This is a genomic window from Candidatus Methylomirabilota bacterium (assembly GCA_035315345.1).
In the GTDB taxonomy this organism is placed as follows: Bacteria; Methylomirabilota; Methylomirabilia; order Rokubacteriales; family CSP1-6; genus CAMLFJ01.
This window is the reverse complement of record DATFYA010000150.1, coordinates 1-16,057: the sequence shown is the minus strand read 5'-3', so window position 1 is coordinate 16,057 and position 16,057 is coordinate 1. Positions and strand designations below refer to the sequence as shown.

19 protein-coding genes are annotated in these 16,057 nt (G+C 70.5%); 13 read left to right on the top strand and 6 right to left on the bottom strand.

Features of this window, described 5'->3' with window-relative positions:
• The coding region (locus VKN16_19785) for a hypothetical protein (protein HME96447.1) at positions 1 to 281 on the top strand (281 nt) is incomplete at its 5' end.
• A gap of 3 nt (positions 282 to 284) precedes the next feature.
• Here the strand turns inward: VKN16_19785 and VKN16_19780 are convergent.
• The 3 genes from VKN16_19780 to VKN16_19770 form a co-directional block, all read right to left on the bottom strand.
• On the bottom strand, positions 285 to 1,025 hold the full coding sequence (locus tag VKN16_19780; GenBank protein HME96446.1) for an SDR family oxidoreductase: 741 nt from the start codon (positions 1,023 to 1,025) through the stop codon (positions 285 to 287).
• 159 nt (positions 1,026 to 1,184) lie between these two features.
• Positions 1,185 to 1,667, bottom strand: a complete 483-nt coding sequence (locus VKN16_19775) for a hypothetical protein (protein ID HME96445.1) — start codon at positions 1,665 to 1,667, stop codon at positions 1,185 to 1,187.
• 70 nt (positions 1,668 to 1,737) lie between these two features.
• Entirely contained in the window at positions 1,738 to 2,238 is a 501-nt protein-coding gene (locus VKN16_19770) for a nuclear transport factor 2 family protein (GenBank protein HME96444.1), read from the bottom strand.
• Positions 2,239 to 2,619: 381 nt separating this feature from the next.
• Between VKN16_19770 and VKN16_19765 the strand changes: the two genes are divergently transcribed.
• From VKN16_19765 to VKN16_19735, 7 genes are read left to right on the top strand one after another with little or no spacing between them, the layout of a single operon-like run.
• Positions 2,620 to 3,120 carry an AraC family transcriptional regulator gene (locus tag VKN16_19765; GenBank protein HME96443.1) on the top strand — a complete coding sequence of 167 codons (501 nt, stop codon included), beginning with the start codon at positions 2,620 to 2,622 and terminating at the stop codon, positions 3,118 to 3,120.
• Between the two features lie 8 nt (positions 3,121 to 3,128).
• Positions 3,129 to 4,037 carry a chromosome partitioning protein ParB gene (locus tag VKN16_19760; protein ID HME96442.1) on the top strand — a complete coding sequence of 303 codons (909 nt, stop codon included), beginning with the start codon at positions 3,129 to 3,131 and terminating at the stop codon, positions 4,035 to 4,037.
• Between the two features lie 3 nt (positions 4,038 to 4,040).
• Positions 4,041 to 4,352 carry a 4a-hydroxytetrahydrobiopterin dehydratase gene (locus VKN16_19755; GenBank protein HME96441.1) on the top strand — a complete coding sequence of 104 codons (312 nt, stop codon included), beginning with the start codon at positions 4,041 to 4,043 and terminating at the stop codon, positions 4,350 to 4,352.
• A complete protein-coding gene (locus tag VKN16_19750; GenBank protein HME96440.1) occupies positions 4,349 to 5,044 on the top strand; it encodes an SDR family NAD(P)-dependent oxidoreductase in 696 nt (231 codons plus the stop codon). Before VKN16_19755 ends, VKN16_19750 begins: the two co-directional genes overlap by 4 nt.
• A gap of 12 nt (positions 5,045 to 5,056) precedes the next feature.
• Positions 5,057 to 6,457: an NAD(P)/FAD-dependent oxidoreductase gene (locus VKN16_19745; GenBank protein HME96439.1), complete on the top strand. Its 1,401-nt coding sequence runs from the start codon at positions 5,057 to 5,059 to the stop codon at positions 6,455 to 6,457.
• Positions 6,454 to 7,809: a pitrilysin family protein gene (locus tag VKN16_19740; GenBank protein ID HME96438.1), complete on the top strand. Its 1,356-nt coding sequence runs from the start codon at positions 6,454 to 6,456 to the stop codon at positions 7,807 to 7,809. The genes VKN16_19745 and VKN16_19740 overlap by 4 nt, the downstream gene beginning before the upstream one ends.
• Positions 7,809 to 9,116 (top strand): pitrilysin family protein, encoded by a 1,308-nt coding sequence (locus VKN16_19735; GenBank protein HME96437.1) that lies wholly within the window; start codon positions 7,809 to 7,811, stop codon positions 9,114 to 9,116. The genes VKN16_19740 and VKN16_19735 overlap by 1 nt, the downstream gene beginning before the upstream one ends.
• Before the next feature lie 12 nt (positions 9,117 to 9,128).
• Here VKN16_19735 and VKN16_19730 read toward each other — a convergent pair whose 3' ends face one another.
• The 3 genes from VKN16_19730 to VKN16_19720 all read right to left on the bottom strand — a co-directional run bounded on the left by VKN16_19730 (position 9,129) and on the right by VKN16_19720 (position 11,501).
• The gene (locus VKN16_19730; GenBank protein ID HME96436.1) at positions 9,129 to 9,719 is read right to left on the bottom strand and encodes a hypothetical protein; all 591 of its coding nucleotides are present in this window, start codon (positions 9,717 to 9,719) and stop codon (positions 9,129 to 9,131) included.
• 103 nt (positions 9,720 to 9,822) lie between these two features.
• Entirely contained in the window at positions 9,823 to 10,545 is a 723-nt protein-coding gene (locus VKN16_19725) for an HAD family hydrolase (protein HME96435.1), read from the bottom strand.
• Positions 10,542 to 11,501, bottom strand: coding sequence for a PD-(D/E)XK nuclease family protein (locus VKN16_19720; GenBank protein HME96434.1), 960 nt, complete (start codon positions 11,499 to 11,501; stop codon positions 10,542 to 10,544). The genes VKN16_19725 and VKN16_19720 overlap by 4 nt, the downstream gene beginning before the upstream one ends.
• Positions 11,502 to 11,584: 83 nt before the next feature.
• Here VKN16_19720 and VKN16_19715 point away from each other — a divergent pair, with 83 nt between their 5' ends.
• From VKN16_19715 to VKN16_19695, 5 genes are all read left to right on the top strand, one after another.
• Positions 11,585 to 13,210: a hypothetical protein gene (locus VKN16_19715; GenBank protein HME96433.1), complete on the top strand. Its 1,626-nt coding sequence runs from the start codon at positions 11,585 to 11,587 to the stop codon at positions 13,208 to 13,210.
• Positions 13,211 to 13,332: 122 nt separating this feature from the next.
• Positions 13,333 to 13,638, top strand: coding sequence for a hypothetical protein (locus VKN16_19710; GenBank protein ID HME96432.1), 306 nt, complete (start codon positions 13,333 to 13,335; stop codon positions 13,636 to 13,638).
• A 135-nt stretch (positions 13,639 to 13,773) separates the two neighbouring features.
• Positions 13,774 to 13,968: a 4-oxalocrotonate tautomerase family protein gene (locus VKN16_19705; GenBank protein ID HME96431.1), complete on the top strand. Its 195-nt coding sequence runs from the start codon at positions 13,774 to 13,776 to the stop codon at positions 13,966 to 13,968.
• Positions 13,969 to 14,059: 91 nt separating this feature from the next.
• Positions 14,060 to 14,956 carry an SMP-30/gluconolactonase/LRE family protein gene (locus tag VKN16_19700; protein ID HME96430.1) on the top strand — a complete coding sequence of 299 codons (897 nt, stop codon included), beginning with the start codon at positions 14,060 to 14,062 and terminating at the stop codon, positions 14,954 to 14,956.
• A 58-nt stretch (positions 14,957 to 15,014) separates the two neighbouring features.
• Positions 15,015 to 16,057: ABC transporter substrate-binding protein (locus tag VKN16_19695; protein HME96429.1), on the top strand; the 1,043-nt coding region annotated here is incomplete at its 3' end.

Below are 16,057 nucleotides of genomic sequence, written 5' to 3'. Positions count from 1 at the left end.
GGGTAGTACGGGAATGCCGGGCCGACCGCGAAGCCGCGATGGAAGCCATGGCCGATGCCATGGTGACCATGGAACCCGTGGGGCCCGGCGATACCATGGTGTCCATCGAATCCCTGGTGCACGACGCCCCCGTGCGGTCCGCCGGGTCCGGCCTCACCCGGCACCCCGAGCGCGAGCACCAACGCGAGCGTGGCGACGACAGCGAACGTCCTCTTCATCATGGTGATGCCTCGCTTTCTCCTGCTCTTGCGATGCCTCCCGATTGCCGGAGATTCTCGTGAGGGTCAGGCGAAACCGCCGTTGGCGCGCAGCACCTGTCCGTTGATCCAGCCGCCGCCGGGCCCGGCCAGGAACGACACCACGTCCGCGATGTCCTCCGGGCGACCGAGCCGCTCGAGCGGCGCCAGCTTGCGGAACTGCTCGATCTGCGCCTCCGTCTTGCCCTGGACAAAGAGCTCGGTCCCCACCGGACCCGGTGCCACCGCATTGACCGTGATCTGGCGGCCCCGCAGCTCGTTGGCGAGCACGCGGACGAGACCTTCGACGCCGGCCTTCGAGGCGATGTAGGCCCCGTAGCCCGGGAGCGACCTGGCCACGACACTGCTGGAGAGCGCGATGATGCGTCCGCCGGGGCCGACACGCCGCGCGGCCCGGCCGAGCACGATGAACGTTCCGCGCAGGTTGACCGCGATGATCCGGTCGAACGCGCGCAGGTCGCCGTCTGCGATGGGCCCGAGTGGCATGATGCCCGCGCTGTTCACCACCACGTCGATCCGCCCGAATGCGTCGCGCGACTGCTGAAAGAGCCGCTCCACCGCTTCCTCATCGGCGACGTCGGCCTGGACGGTGAAGGCGTGCCCGCTCGCGGCGTTGATCTCGGCCACCGCGTCCTCCGCTCGCGCCGGATTTCCCGCGTAGCCGAGCGCCACCGAGAAGCCGTCGCGGGCCAGGCGCAGGGCGACCTCGCGCCCGATGCCGCCCGACGCGCCGGTCACGACCGCGACTTTGGTCTGAGTGCTGGTCATTCGATCTCCCTCGTATGCGTTGTGTCTTTTGGACGAGTGGACGATCGACGCGAGCGATACGGAGCGGCGTTTTCAGGCAAGAATCCGACAGGTCGCGGATCACGGGCCGCCGGGGCCCGGATCCGGGAGCCGATCCCGGCCCGGACGCTCGACGATACGCTAGCCGGCCTGCCGATCGAGCTTGACCATGATGTCGGACTCGATCAGCGGATCGTTGGCGACCCCGTACAACGTGTCACCCTTCCGGACCAGCGTCGTCCATGTGCCGCTCGAAGTACGAAACGTGTACTGATCCCCCTCCGGAACGACGGTGCCGGACCATGTGCTGCCCTTCACCAGATTGTTGGCGCCGGGTCCAGGGGTCACGGTCGCGGTAAAGGTGCCGTCATCGTGGATGTTCAGGACGCAGCGTCCTTCGGCCACGTAGAGCACGCCGCCGATCTGCGAGAACGAGCCATGCCAGGTTCCGCCGAGATTCCTCTCGGGCGTCTCGGGCGTCGCCGCGCTGGTCGCCACGACGCCGCCGATGACGATGGCCAGAGCGGTCAGGATCCCGATGTTCGTGCGCTTCATGATCGATCCCTCGCTTTCTGCCGCGACATATCGAAATTGCAAGGAATCTGCCATGCGCAGGCCGTCCAAATGCCCCCGCCGACGCACTTTCGTCGCCGGGAGCGCGGGTAGGAATTTCGTGCCGGATGAATCTTCCGGGTCAGAGCCCGAGATCGGAAAGACCCGCGTGTCCGTCGGGCCGACGGCCGAGAGGCCACTGATACTTGCGATCCGCCTCGCGAATCCGCAGGTCGTTGATGCTGGCGTGACGCCGCGCCATGAGACCGTTGGCGGCAAACTCCCAGTTCTCGTTGCCGTACGAGCGGAACCACTGTCCACTGTCGTCGTGCCATTCGTAGGCGAAGCGCACCGCGATCCGTGTGTCGTCAAACGCCCACACCTCCTTGATCAGCCGGTAGTCGAGCTCCCGATTCCACTTTCTCGTCAGGAACTCGACGATCGCGTCGCGGCCCGAGAAGAACTCGGCGCGATTGCGCCAGACGCTGTCTGGCGAATACCCTTGCGCGACCTTCAGCGGATCGCGACTGTTCCATGCGTCCTCGGCGAGCCGCACCTTCTGGATTGCGGCGGCGCGATCGAATGGCGGCAGCGGGGGGCGGGTCGGCTCTGCGGTCGATGGGGTCCGGGTCGCGGTGCTCATGCCATGGCCCTCCTGGCTCGGGGGTGGATCTTCGTCATGGGCTTCTCCTTTCTATGATGCCGCCGCCGGCAACCCGCACCGCGCTCTCGCCAGCCTCCGGCAAGAATTCGCCACGGCCCTCCGACCCGACGAAGGTCGGGTGGACGGTCGCCGCCCGCGGGTCTAGCCTGAGGAGTGAGGACAGCCCATGAGCGGACGCCCACGCCGGTGGTCGCGATCGTCGACGACGAGTCCCGGTGCTGCTCCGTCCGGAACCCGGTCGCTCGCGGCCGGGGCGGTCGCGTTCCTCGGCAAGCCATTCCACGGCGACGTGCTGCTCGACGCCGTGAGACGAACCCAGCAGCCCGCAGCGTGTGGAGGACAATGACGATGATGATGACGATGACCCCGACCGAGACCCCGGCGCCCAGCCGCGCCGCGAGGCCGAGCGTGCTGCCTCTCGCCCGACTGCGCCGGGTCACGGACTACATCCAGGAGCATCTCGACGAGGATCTGCGACTCGCCCAGCTGGGCTCGGTCGTCTACATGAGCCCCTATCATTTCGCCCGGCTCTTCCAGCACAGCACCGGGCTGCCGCCCCACCGCTTCGTGGTGCGCACGCGCGTCGATCGCGCGATCCGCCTGCTGGCCGCGCGCGAGCTGCCCATCTCTCGTATCGCGCGCCTGGTCGGCTTCCGGACCCCGAGCCATTTCTCGACCGTGTTCCGCCGCTTGACCGGAACGACGCCGGGCGCATACCGAGCCGCGCTATCGCAGGCGAGCCAGTCGCGTCGGGAAGGGGGCCTGACGACCCCCGCTGGGGCGGCGGCGCTCCGGCGCGCGCCGCGCGATGCGACCACGCCGGGGCCGATTCCTTGCGCCGGCGCGGGCGCCGCATCATAATCCCCGACATGGCGAAGTGGCGCGTGCATCCCGAGGAGGAGCCGCCCCGGCAGACCGCGGCCCTCGTCGAGCAGGTCGAGCGGGACGGCGGCGCGGTCCTGGCCGTGTACCGCGAGCCGGTGGGCGATCACTGGCACGTGTTCTGCCTCCTTCCCATGGAGATGGTCGAGCCCACTCCCTACCAGCGCGATCTGTCCCCGACCCACGTCAAGCGGCTGCAGGAGGTGGTCAAGAAGATCGACCGCTTCGTGGATCCGGTGGTGATGATGTCGCCGGGCCCGGGCCGCTACTGGACGCCCAACGGCAACCATCGGCGCGCCGTCCTCGCCAAGCTCAAGACCCGGGTCATTCCCGCGATCCTGGTGCCGGAGCCGGAGGTGGCGTACCAGATCCTCGCGCTGAACACCGAGAAGGCCCACAACCTCAAGGAGAAGTCCCTCGAGGTGATCCGCATGTACCGCGGCCTCGCCGAGGAGCAGCCGGAGTCGGGCGAGGAGGACTACGCGTTCCAGTTCGAGTCCGCCCACTTCATCACCCTCGGCCTGCTCTACGAGCAGAACAAGCGCTTCGCGGGCGGAGCGTTCGCACCGATCCTGCGCCGGGTGGACAAGTTCCTGAAGGGCCGCTTCCCGAAGACGCTGGCCGAGCGCGAGGAGCGTGCCGCCCTCGTGCGTGCGGCCGACGAGGCCCTCGGCGCGGTGGTGGCCAAGATCAAGAAGCGCGGCATCAACCATCCCTACGTGAAGAACTACGTGCTCGCCCGCACCACCCCGCTCACCCGCCAGCGCAAGACCCTGCCGGGCTTCGAGCAGACGTTCAAGAAGCTGGTGGAGAACATCGAGGCCTTCGACGTCTCGAAGGTGCGCTACGAGGACGTGCAGCGCTCCGCCGTGATGGCGGCGCCCGCGGCGGGCTAGCCGATGCCCCGGCCGGGCCGGCTCGCCGACGCCGAGGTCACGCAGCGTCTCGCCGCCCTGCCCGGCTGGTCGGTGCAGGCGGGCAAGCTCCACCGCGAGCTGACCTTCGCCGACTTCACCCAGGCCTTCGCGTTCATGAGCGACGTGGCGCGGGAGGCGGACGCGCTCGATCACCATCCGGAGTGGTTCAATGTGTACAACCGCGTGGTGATCGATCTCACCACTCACGACGCGGGCGGCATCACTGCCCTCGACTTCGACCTGGCGCGCCGCGCGGAGGAGCACGCGGCCCGCCGCGCGCGGGCCACCTCGTGAGCGGCGAGGTCGCCATCGTCACCGGCGGCACCGGGGCACTCGGCCAGGCGATCAGCGCCACCCTGCTGCAGGGCGGCGTCACCGTCGCGATTCCCTACGCGGTGCCCGCGGAGCGCGCCGCGCTCGAGGGCCGCCTGACCGCCGAGCAGCGGGCGCGCGTGCACGCCCTGCCCGCCGACGTCACCGACGAGACCGCGGTCGCCAAGTTCGTGCAGACGGTGCGCGAGCGGTACGGGCGCGTGGACGCGCTGGTCAACGTGGTGGGCGGCTTCGCGGGGGGCGACCTGGTGTCCACTCCGCTGGCGGAGTGGGAGCGGATGATGAAGCTCAACCTCACGTCGGTGGTCATCGCCTGCCGCGCGGTGCTGCCCGGCATGATCGCGGCCCGCTCGGGGCGCATCGTCAACATCGCGTCGCGCGCGGTGGTGCCTCCCCAGGGCGGCTTCATCGCCTATACCGTCTCCAAGGCGTCGGTGATCACGCTGACCCAGGCCCTGGCCCAGGAGGTGAAGCCGCACCGGGTGACCGTCAACACGGTGCTGCCGAGCACGATGGATACGGAGGCCAACCGTCGCGCGATGCCCGACGCCGACCGCTCGGGCTGGGTCAGCACCCAGGACGTCGCGAACGTGGTGGCCTATCTGCTGTCGGACCGGGCCGCCGCGATCTCCGGCGCGGCCATCCCGGTCTGACGACTCGCGGGCATGGAGCGCTTCGATCTGGTGGTCATCGGAGCCGGCGCCGCCGGGATCACCGCGGCGAAGACGGCGGCCGACCTGGGCGCCCGGGTGGCCATCGCCGAGCGCGGGCCGCTCGGCGGCCTCTGCATCAACCGCGGGTGCATCCCCAAGAAGGCGCTCGTGACCGCGGGCCGCCTGCACCGCGTGGTGCGCGAGTCGGCCGGCTTCGCCACGCGGCCGGGCCGCGCCGCGCTCGACTGGGAGGCGGTGATCCAGCGCCAGAACGAGGTGGTGGACTCCCTCCGTCCCACCGCAGCCGATCTGGAGAAGCGGGGCATCCGCGTCTCGATCGGCGTGGCGCACTTCACGGATCCCCACATCGTGGAGGTCAACGGCGTTCCGCACGCCGCCGAGCGGTTCATCATCGCGGCGGGTTCAGAGCCGGAGATCCCGGAGGTGCCCGGCCGCGATCTGCTCATCACGTCGGACCAGCTCCTGTTCCTGCCCGCGTTCCCGTCCTCGCTGACCTTCATCGGCGCCGGGCCGGTGGCGCTCGAGCTCGCCTCCGCCTTCTGCGACTTCGGATCCAAGGTCACGGTGCTGGCGCGCGACGCGGAGATCCTGCCCGGAGTCGATCCCGACGTCGCGCGCTACCTGCGGAAGATCCTGGAAGGGCGCGGAGTCACCTTCCGGCTGCAGACCGCGGTGAGCCGCCTCGCGCGGAGCGGGGACCTGGTGGCCATCGAGTTCGACAGCGCGGGCATGGCCAACACCATGACGAGCCGCCACGTGTGCGCGGCGATCGGCCGGCGCTTCCGTCCCCACGCGGTCGGGGCCTCGCGCATCGGCGTCGAGGTGGGCCGGCTCGGACTGCGCACGAGCCCGTACCTGGCCACCTCGATCCCGCACATCTATGCGGCCGGCGATGCGGCGGGCAACCGCCAGCTCACGCCGGTGGCCGCCCACGAGGGACGGATCGCCGCGGTCAACGCGCTGCGGGGTGACATCGAGCGGGCCGACGAGACGGTGATCCCGCAGGTGATCTTCACCACGCCCGAGGTGGGGCTGGTCGGCCTGGCGTACGGCGAGGCTCCCGCGCACGGCGTCGTGCCCGCGGTGGCGCGCATGGACGCGCGCGGGAGCAGCAACAGCGTCGCCACCGGCGAGGAGGGCGGCTACTTCAAGCTGGTCCTCGATCAGGATACCCAGCGGCTCGTGGGAGCCCAGATGGTCTCGCCCGCCGCCGCCGAGCTGATCCAGCTCTGCGCGCTCGCGGTGCGGGCACGGGTGCCCGCCTCGATGGTCGCGTCGCAGCTCTCGGTGCATCCGAGCCACGGCGAGCGGCTGGTCCGGACCTTCGGTCCGGAGCTCCCCTCGGCCACCGCGGCGCCGGAGGGAACGGGCCCGGCCGAGTCGCACCCATGATCTCACCGGCGCGGGGCGCCGCCGCGCTCGGGCTCCTCGCGGTGCTGCTGGCCGGCTGCGCCGGCTCCCGCTCCGCCGGCTCCTCGGCCGGGGACGCGGCCACCGCCGACCTGCCCCCGCCCAGCCGTCAGACCCTCCGCAACGGGATGCGCCTCATCGTGCAGGAGCATCGCGCCGCCGACATCGCCGCCATCTATCTCTTCGTGGGCACCGGCTCGCGCTACGAGGCGCCCGACCAGCTCGGCTACGCGCACTTCCAGGAGCACATGCTCTTCAAGGGCACCGACCGGTTCGGCCCCGGCTACATCGACCGCGCGATCGAAGGCGTGGGCGGCCGCTCGAATGCGGTGACCTCGTTCGACTACACCACGTTCTACTTCGTGGTGCCCGCCGAGGCGACCGGACGCGGCATCGAGCTGCTCGCGGACATGGCGTTCCGCTCCACCTTCGCGCCGGACGAGGTGGCCCGCGAGCGCGAGGTCATCTTCGAGGAGGCGCGGATCGAGCAGGACCACGCGCGCACCGCGATCGTGCGCCAGCTCTATGCCCTGGTCTTCGCGGGCCATCCCTACGGGCGGCCGGTGCTGGGCACGCGCGAGACGATGAACGCGGCCACCCAGGCGCGGCTGCGCGCCTTCAACCGCCGCTGGTACGTGCCGGACAACATGACTCTCGTGGTGGCCGGCCCGGTCGACGGGGTGACGGTGCGGGCCGCCGCCGAGCGCGCGTTCGGGCGCCAGCCCGCGACCGGTTACAAGAGCCCGCCGGTGGTGGCGCCGCGGCCCCTCGCCCAGACGGTGCGCCGCACCGTGGAGCGCGACGAGCAACAGGCGCATCTGGCGCTCGGCTGGCAGGCCCCGCGCTCCGACGATCCGGCCGGCGACGCGGTGGATCTGCTCTCCACCATCCTCGCCGGGACCGAGAGCTCGCGCCTGGCCCGCCGGCTGCGCGACCAGGAGCGGCTCGTCTCGAGCGTGACCATGAGCTATTCCGCGCTCGTGGAGGGCGGCATCGTCAGCCTGCGCGCCGATCTCGAGGCCAGGGATCTGCCGCGCGCGGAGGCGATCATCCTGGAAGAGATCGCGCGGATCCAGGAGACCGGCCCGACCGAGGAGGAGCGGCGCCTGGCTCTCACCAAGTTCGAGGCCCAGCACGCCTTCGACACCGAGACCTCCGAGGGCCTGGCCTACGCGTACGGCCTGGCCGAGACCACCTGGAACCTCGACGCCGAGCTGCGCTACGTGGAGCGCCTGCGCCGCGTCAGCCGCGAGCAGATCCGGGACGCGGCCCGGCGCTATCTCTCCCGCAGCGGCTATGCCCACCTGGCCTTCGTGCCGAAGGCGGCGCGCTGATGCGCCCCCGCGCCGTCGTCGTGGCCGCCGCGCTGCTGCTGGCCGGTCTCGGCGTCGCCTCCGCGGCCGCGCAGGGGCCGGCGGTCGTTCGCACGCGCCTGCCCAACGGCCTCACCGTGCTGGTCCGCGACAATCCCATCGCGCCGGTGGTGGGGATCTCGCTGATGGTGAAGATGGGCACGCGCTGGGAGACCACGGACAACGCGGGCATCTCGAACCTGGTGCAGCTCATGGCGGTGCGCGGGACCCCCACGCGCGACGGCACCCAGATCGTCGAGGCGGCCGACGCGATGGGCGGCAGCATCGAGGCGACCGGCGACGTGGACTTCTCGGAGATCGCGGGCACCGCGCTGTCGCGGCACTGGATCGAGCTGCTGGAGCTGGTCGCCGACATCGCGCTGCGGCCCAGCATGCCCGACGGCGTCCTCGGGTCGGTGCGCGACTTCCTGCTGCGGCAGGTGCGCAATCGCGGCGAGAAGCCCTACGACGTGGGGCTGGACACGTTGACCGCGCGCACGTTCGGCCGCCATCCGTACGCGTGGGATCCCATCGGGCTCAAGGAGAGCCTCGCGCGCATCGACCGTGAGGCGCTGCTCGCCCACTACAAGCGTCACTACGTGCCGGGCGGGATGGTGCTCGCGGTGAGCGGCCGCGTGCGGACCGCCGAGGTCGTCGCGCAGGCCACCCGCCTCTTCGGGCCGGCGCCCGCGGGCCGGTTGCCGGTCGCTTCGCCGCCTCCGCCGCCGGCCCCCGCGCCGTGGCGCGAGGTGCGGATCGTGCCCGGCGCGCAGGCCCAGATCCTGATGGGCACGCTGGCGCCGCCGCTGACCGATCCGGACTACGCCGCGGTGCAGGTGCTCGGCGCCGTGCTCGGCGGCGGCATGGCCGGCCGCTTCTTCTCCGAGCTACGGGACAAGGCGGGCCTGGCCTACACCACCGGCACGCAGTATCCGACGCGCGTGGACAACAGCTACTTTCTGGTGCGCCTCGGCACCGCGCCGGAGAACGTGAACCGCGCGGAGACCGCGCTGCGGCAGCAGCTCGAGCGGGTGCGACGGGAGCCGGTCGGCGAGGACGAATTGCGAGTGGCCAAGGCCTACCTGCTGGGCAATCTCGCGATGGATCGCCGGACGAATGCCCGGCAAGCGTGGTATCTCGCGGCCTACGAGGAAGACGACGTCGGCCACGAGTTCCTCGGCCGCTACGTCGACGCGGTGCGGGCGGTCACCGCGGCCGACGTGCAACGGGTAGCGCAGCGCTATCTGGCGGTGATCAGGACCGTCGTCGTCCAGCCCGCCCCGCCCTGACGCCGGCGGCCCTCAGCGCTGCCGGGTCAGCTCGACGCGGACCGGCGAGCCGGTGTAGAGGAAGTTCCCGACCAGGCGATCGCCCTCGAGCACGAAGATCGCCGCGAACGGCCGCCGCGTCTCCGCGTTGTTCACCCACATCTCGGTCTCCGAGACCGAGATCTGGACCGGGACGCCCATCGAGGAGCCCTCGCGCAACGCCAGCGGCACGCCCTCCGCGACCTGCGCGTCGCTCATGGAGAGCCGGCCTTCGCCGGTAGCGCCGCCGTTCAGCTGGAAGGTGCCGGTGGCGATGCCGCTGCGGGGGACCCGCTGCAGGCCGTAGCCGGTCCACGTGCCTTCCCAGGTGCCGCTCACGTTGGCGAGCTGCGCGTCGGACGGCATGTTGCGGCCCCACCAGCCTTCGCGCTTGGCCGTCTGCACCAGCTCGGGCGTGACACGCGGGGCGCCACCCACCATGTTGGTGACCGAGAATGCCATGTGGTTCCCGTTGGCGTAGTGCGTCGGATGCGCGCGCCAGGTGGTCCACTCGCGCTCGGTGGCGCACCCCGTGGTCAACAGCGCGAGCGCAATGCCCATCGGCAGCCAGCTTCCCTTCCCCATGATCGTCCCCTCCGCCGGTATGTCGATCGCGAGAAACGTCCGCGGAATCACAGTCTTGCACATCGAGAATTAATCGCCCAAGCCAAATTGCCGGGGCCGGGGATCAGGCCCTCGGCGGGGCGGTCTCGGGCTCGAGCAGCTGCGGGAAGGTGCGGATGATGCGGTGCGGGGGCACCTCGCACGTCTCGGGCAGGCCAAGACCGGGACCGTCGACCCAGACCCCGCGCAGCCCCAGCCGCTGGGGCGCCGCGACGTCCCATTCCAGGTTATCGCCGACCATCCACGCCTCCTCGGGCTTGATCCGCAGCCGGGAGAGCGCATAGCGGTAGACGACCGACTCGGGCTTGCCCACCCCCATCTCGCCCTCGATCACGATGACATCGAAGAACCGCTCCAGGTCGTGCTCGGCGATCTTCCGACGCTGGTGCTTGGTGTCGCCGTTGGTGACCAGCGCCATCGGCACTCCGCGGGCGCGCAGCGCCTCGAGGGCGGCGGTGACCCCCGGGAACAGCGTCATGCGCTCCCAGCGGCGCTCCGCGAAGTCCTCGGCGATCGCCGCGGCCAGCGTGTCGTCGCCGCGGCCCACCGAGGTCAGCGCGTGGGCGGTGATGCGAGTCCACGCGCGCAGCATGTCGATGCGCTCGACGCGGTGGCGGCCCGGGTCGCTCCAGAACCAGCGGCGCGTCTCCACGATGGCCTTCACCAGCCCGGCCGGGTCGATGCCGACCGGACCGGCGTGGGCCTCGCAGGCGTGATGCCAGCATTCGTCCACGCCGCCGGTGTAGTTGAGCAGCGTGTCGTCGAGGTCGACGAGCAGCGCCTTCACGACGTGGCCTCCGCGGCCCGGGCCGGCGCCGTCGCCACCGCGAACGGGGCGAGCTCGGGCCGGCAGACCGCCCGGAAGTTGCACCAGCGGCAGATTCGCAGGTCCTCCGTCTTCTCGAAGCCGGACTCCTCCGCGAGATTGCGCTCCGGATCCTTGAGGTAGGCCTTCATCGAGCGGACGGACAGCCGGATGTGCTCGCGCACCCGGTCGAGGCTCGCCTCGTCCCACGGATGCGGGGTGACCTTGCCTTCGCGCAGGTTGACCTCGAGGAGATCCACGCGGCTCAGATCCACCCCGAGCACCTCGAGCGCGTAGAGGGCGTAGCCACCCAGCTGGAGCGAGGCGCCCTCGCCGCCGCCGCCCGTCTTCCAGTCGAGCAGCTGCAGGCGGTCGGCCTGGCTCCAGTACCCGAAGTCGGGCGCGGTGAAGATGCGCGTGCCCTCGAAGGGGAAGGAGCCGATGTCCTCGATGAAGATCCATCGCTCGGTCGGGGTGCGCTTGATGTCGGTCAGCACGGCCAGCCGATGGAAGTTCCGCAGGCAGCGCACCACGTGATCGCGCAGGGCCTGCCACTCGCTGTCGCGGATGGGCACCGCGTACTCGTGCTCGAACAGCGACGGCCGCTTCGGCCTCTCGCGGTAGACGCCGTCGCGCGAGCCCTTCCACTCCGCGCGCATCTGGCGCACGGTGTCCTCGATCAGGGCGGCCTCGCTGAGTCCGTGGCCGTCGCGCAGGGCCAGCAGCACGCGCTCGACCGCCTCGTGCACGAGGCGGCCGGCCCACATCTGACGGGTGGCGAGCTGCTTCAGGACGTAGAGACGGCGGACCAGCGGGTCGCTGTCGGCGTCCCAGCCGCCCCAGGCGCCGTAGTACTGGTAGTAGTAGCGCCGGCGGCACTCCTGGAAGGCGTTGTCGCGCGTCCGCGACCAGGAGAACTCGTTGGCGAGATCGGCCACGGCCCCAGCATAGCATTTGCCAGCCGGACATCGGTTCATGCACACTTCGCCCACGCGCTTGCCCCGTGCACAGGAGGAACGCCATGAAGACCCTCGTGTCGGCGCTGCTGGTCATCGGCCTCGTCACCGCCACCACGACCCCGCTCCCGGCCCAGGACCGGGAGCGGCTCGGGACCGTGCGGTTCAGGACGTCCTGCGCGGCGGCCGTCCAGCCGCGGTTCGATCGTGCGGTGGCCCTGCTGCACTCGTTCGCGCTGGACGCCTCGGTAGCCGCGTTCACCGAGGTGGCCACCGCCGATCCGGCCTGCGGCATGGCCTGGTGGGGCGTGGCGATGTCGTGGCTGGGCAACCCGCTGGCCGGGCCGCCCAACGCCCGCGGCCTCAAGGAGGGCGGGGCCGCGGTGGAGAAGGCGAAGGCGGCGGGGGCCAAGACCGATCGGGAGCGCGACTACATCGCGGCCATCGAGATCTTCTACAAGGATGCCGATCGCGTGGACCATCGCACCCGGGCGCTGGCCTACGAGCGGGCGATGGAGCAGATCGCGGCGAAGTATCCCGCCGATCGCGAGGCGGCGGTGTTCTACGCGCTCGCGCTCAACATCACCCTCGATCCCAACGACAAGACCTACGCCAACCAGCTGAAGGCGGCGGCCATCCTCGAGAAGGCGTTCGCGAAGGAGCCCGATCATCCGGGGATCGCTCACTACCTGATCCACAGCTACGACTTCCCGCCGATCGCGGCCAAGGGCCTGCCCGCCGCGAAGCGGTACGCGGGCATCGCCCCGTCGGCGCCGCACGCCCTGCACATGCCCTCGCACATCTTCACGCGGGTGGGGAGCTGGCAGGAGTCGATCGAGACCAACCGCGCCTCCGCGAAGGCGGCCGCGGACACGCTGGCCGCCGGCGGATCGCAGACCGGCCTGCGGTCGTACGAGGGCCTGCACGCCTACGACTACATGATGTACGGCTACATGCAGCTCGCCCGGGACCGCGAGGCGCGAGCGCTCGTGGAGGAGGTCACCGCGACCCGGAAGCTCAACGTCGACCACTTCGCGGGCGCCTTCGCCCTCGCGGCCATCCCCGCGCGCTACGCGCTCGAGCGCAGCCAGTGGGCCGAGGCGGCGGCGTTGTCGCCCACCCCGGCCGACCTGGCCTGGAACCGATTCCCCCAGGCCGAGTCGATCGTCTGGTTCGCGCGCGGCCTCGGGGCCGCTCGCAGCGGCGACCCCGCGCGGGCCCGGCAGGACCTCGCGCGCATCGAGGCGCTGCGCGATTCGCTCACCGCAGCGAAGAGCCTCTACTGGGCGCACCAGAGCGAGGTGCAGCGGCTCGCGGTGGTCGCCTGGATCACCCGGGCCGAGGGCCGCAACGACGAAGCGCTGTCGCTCATGCGCGCGGCGGCGGACGCCGAGGACGCCACCGAGAAGCATCCGGTGACGCCGGGCCCGGTCAAGCCGGCCCGCGAGCTGCTCGGGGAGATGCTGCTCGAGACCGGGCAGCCGGCGGCGGCCCTCAAGGAGTTCGAGGCCTCGCAGCGGGTCGAGCCGAACCGCTTCCAGGGCCTCTACGGCGCGGCGCGCGCCGCGGAGCTGGCCGGGGACGGCGGCAAGGCTCGCGCGTACTATTTACTGCTGGTGGCCCTCGGCAAGACCGCCGACGGCGACCGGCCCGAGCTGAGGGCCGCGAAGCGCTTCGGGTCGGGCCAGTAGCCGCGGCACCCGGCGCTGGGAAACCGGCGCCGGCGGCCAGCAGTTTCGGAACGGAGGTTCGTCCGCGTCATTCTCCGGTTCATGGTGACCACATCGGCGACTACTGCTGCAGGCTCGGCGGGGTGCGGGTGTACGCCAGCGGCGATACCGACCTCTTCGGCGACATGAAGATGATCGGCGAGCGCTACCGGCCGCAGCTGGGCTTCTTCTGCGTCGGCGACGGGCCGTACACGATGGGCCCCCAGGACGCGGCCCGCGCCTGTCACATGATGGGCGTCTCGCACGCGGTGCCGGTGCACTACGCCCACAAGGCGCAGGTGATGGGCGTGCAGGCCGGCGAGGAGTTCCGCCGAGCGGTGTCGACCATCGCGCCGAGCGTGAAGGTGCACGTCATGAAGCCGGGCGACAGCATCCAGGTCACCGCCTGATCCGACCTCGCGCGCGGGGCCGGGAGCGCGGCGGCGTCGGCTGACGCGCCGCGCTCTTGCCCCTCCGCGGCCCGGCGTGCTAGGCTCCCCGCACTTTCGTAGCGCTTCTCACCACGCTGGGCCGGGGAGAGTCCAATGCCGTTCGTGAACATCCGCATCTACGAGGGATGGGGCAAGGATCGGCTGGACGAGATCGCCCAGCGCGTGACCGCCGCGATCAGCGACGTGACCCAGCTGCCCAAGGAGGCGGTCTGGGTGGTGTTCGAGGAGGTGGATCCTCCCGACTGGTACGTCGGCGGCAAGCCCGGCGAGCGCATGGCGAAGAAGTGAGCGCGCCAGCAAAGGCCGCCAACCGCATGAACAGTGTGGTGGGGGGGCTTGGGGGAGGAGCGACGCCGCTCCCCCCCAATTAGAACAAACAATGCCTGACAGCACGCTCACGGCCCGCGACCCCCGGTTCTCCCAGGTCGTCGGGACAGCCGTCACGTTCGAGCCGATCGCCACCGGTTGCTTGTTCACCGAAGGGCCGCTCTGGCATCCGACCGGCCAGTACTTGCTCTGGAGCGACATGCCGGGCGACCACCTGCGCCGGTGGTCCGCGACGGATGGCGTCACGACGTTCCGGAAGCCGTGCAACAAATCCAACGGCCTGACGTGGGACCGCCAGGGCCGCCTGCTGGCCTGCGAGCACGCCTCGAGTCAGGTCTCGCGGACCGAGCCGGACGGCCGGATCACCCCGCTGGCCACGCACTTCCAAGGCAAGCAGCTGAACAGCCCGAACGACATCGTGTGCGCCGCCGATGGCGGCATCTACTTCAGCGATCCGCCTTACGGCCGCGCCGAGTTCTACGGCGTGAAGCGGCCTCAAGAGCTGCCATTCCAGGGCGTGTTCCGCGTCGGGCCCGATCCGAAGAGCCCGGTGCTCCTGGTGGACGACTTCGATCGGCCCAACGGCCTCTGCTTCTCGCGGGACGGCCGGCAGCTCTTCGTCAACGACACCGCCCGCAAGCACATCCGCCTGTTCGACGTCAAAGGGGACGGCACGCTCTCCGGCGGGCGCGTGTGGGCCGAGACGGTGGGCGAGGGCAAGGGCGCGCCCGACGGCATGAAGATCGACTCGCAGGGCAACGTGTACTGCTGCGGGCCCGGCGGGATCCACGTCTTCAGTCCGCAGGCGGAGTGCCTGGGCGTCATCCACACGCCCGAGCCGGCGGCGAACTTCGCGTGGGGCGACTCCGACCACCGGAGCCTCTTCATCACCGCCTCGACGTCGGTGTTCCGGATCCGGACCGCAACGCCCGGCCTGCCTGCCCGGTGAGGATCGGCCCGGTGTCTCCCGTCACCTGCAATCTTCCCGTCGCCAAAGGAGGCTCGGCATGATGCTGCGCGTACTCACGATGCTGCTGGCGGTGGCCCTGGCGGTCCCGATGGCCGCCGAGGCCCAGAAGCCGATCAAGGTCGGCGTGCCCCTGCCCCTGTCGGGCCCGCCCGCGCTCTTCGGAGAGCCCGCGTCCAAGGGGGCCATGATGTACGTCGAGGAGATCAACGCCAAGGGCGGCGTGCTCGGCCGCAAGATCGAGCTGGTCGTGCGCGACTCCAAGGCGGACGCCAACGAGGCGGTGCGCGTCGCCCGCGAGATGATCCTGAAGGACAACGTCGACTTCCTGATGGGCACGCTGACCTCCGCGGAAGGGCCGGCGGTCTCGGTGGTGGCCAAGGAGAACAAGGTCGTCTTCATCGCGCCGATCCCGAAGACCGACCAGCTCACCGCCGCCGACAAGCTGCATCCCTACGTCTTCCGGATCGCGGCCAACACCACCATGGAGGGCCGCAGCGCGGCCGAGATCGTGGCCAAGTGGCCGGTCACCAGGATCGCCACCATCGCCTTCGACTACGCCTACGGGCAGGACGTGACGAAGGCGTTCGTCGACCACATCAAGAAGATCAAGCCGAGCGTGCAGATCGTCGACCAGCAGTGGCCCAAGCTCGGCGAGCAGGACTACAACCCGTTCATCAACGCGCAGATGGCCAAGAAGCCCGAGGCCATCGTGTCGTCGATCTGGGGCGGCTTCTTCGTCACCTACTCCAAGCAGGGCAAGGCCCTCGGCATGTTCGACGCGGTGAAGTACAACTTCCTCGGGCTCGGCGAGGCGGGCACCCCGGAGACCACCAAGTCGATGGGCGCCGACTACCCGGTCGGCATCTGGGCCAACACCTACGACGCCTTCTACTGGGGAGAGACCGCGGCGCACCGCGAGTACACCGAGAAGCTCTCCAAGTACCTGAAGGACGAATACCCGTCCTCGTGGGCGATCCAGGGCTACACCGGCATGCAGTTCCTCGCGGAGGCCATCAAGAAGGCGGGCAGCACCGACTCGGACAAGGTGTCGAAGGCGCTGCTGGGCCTCACCATCGACAC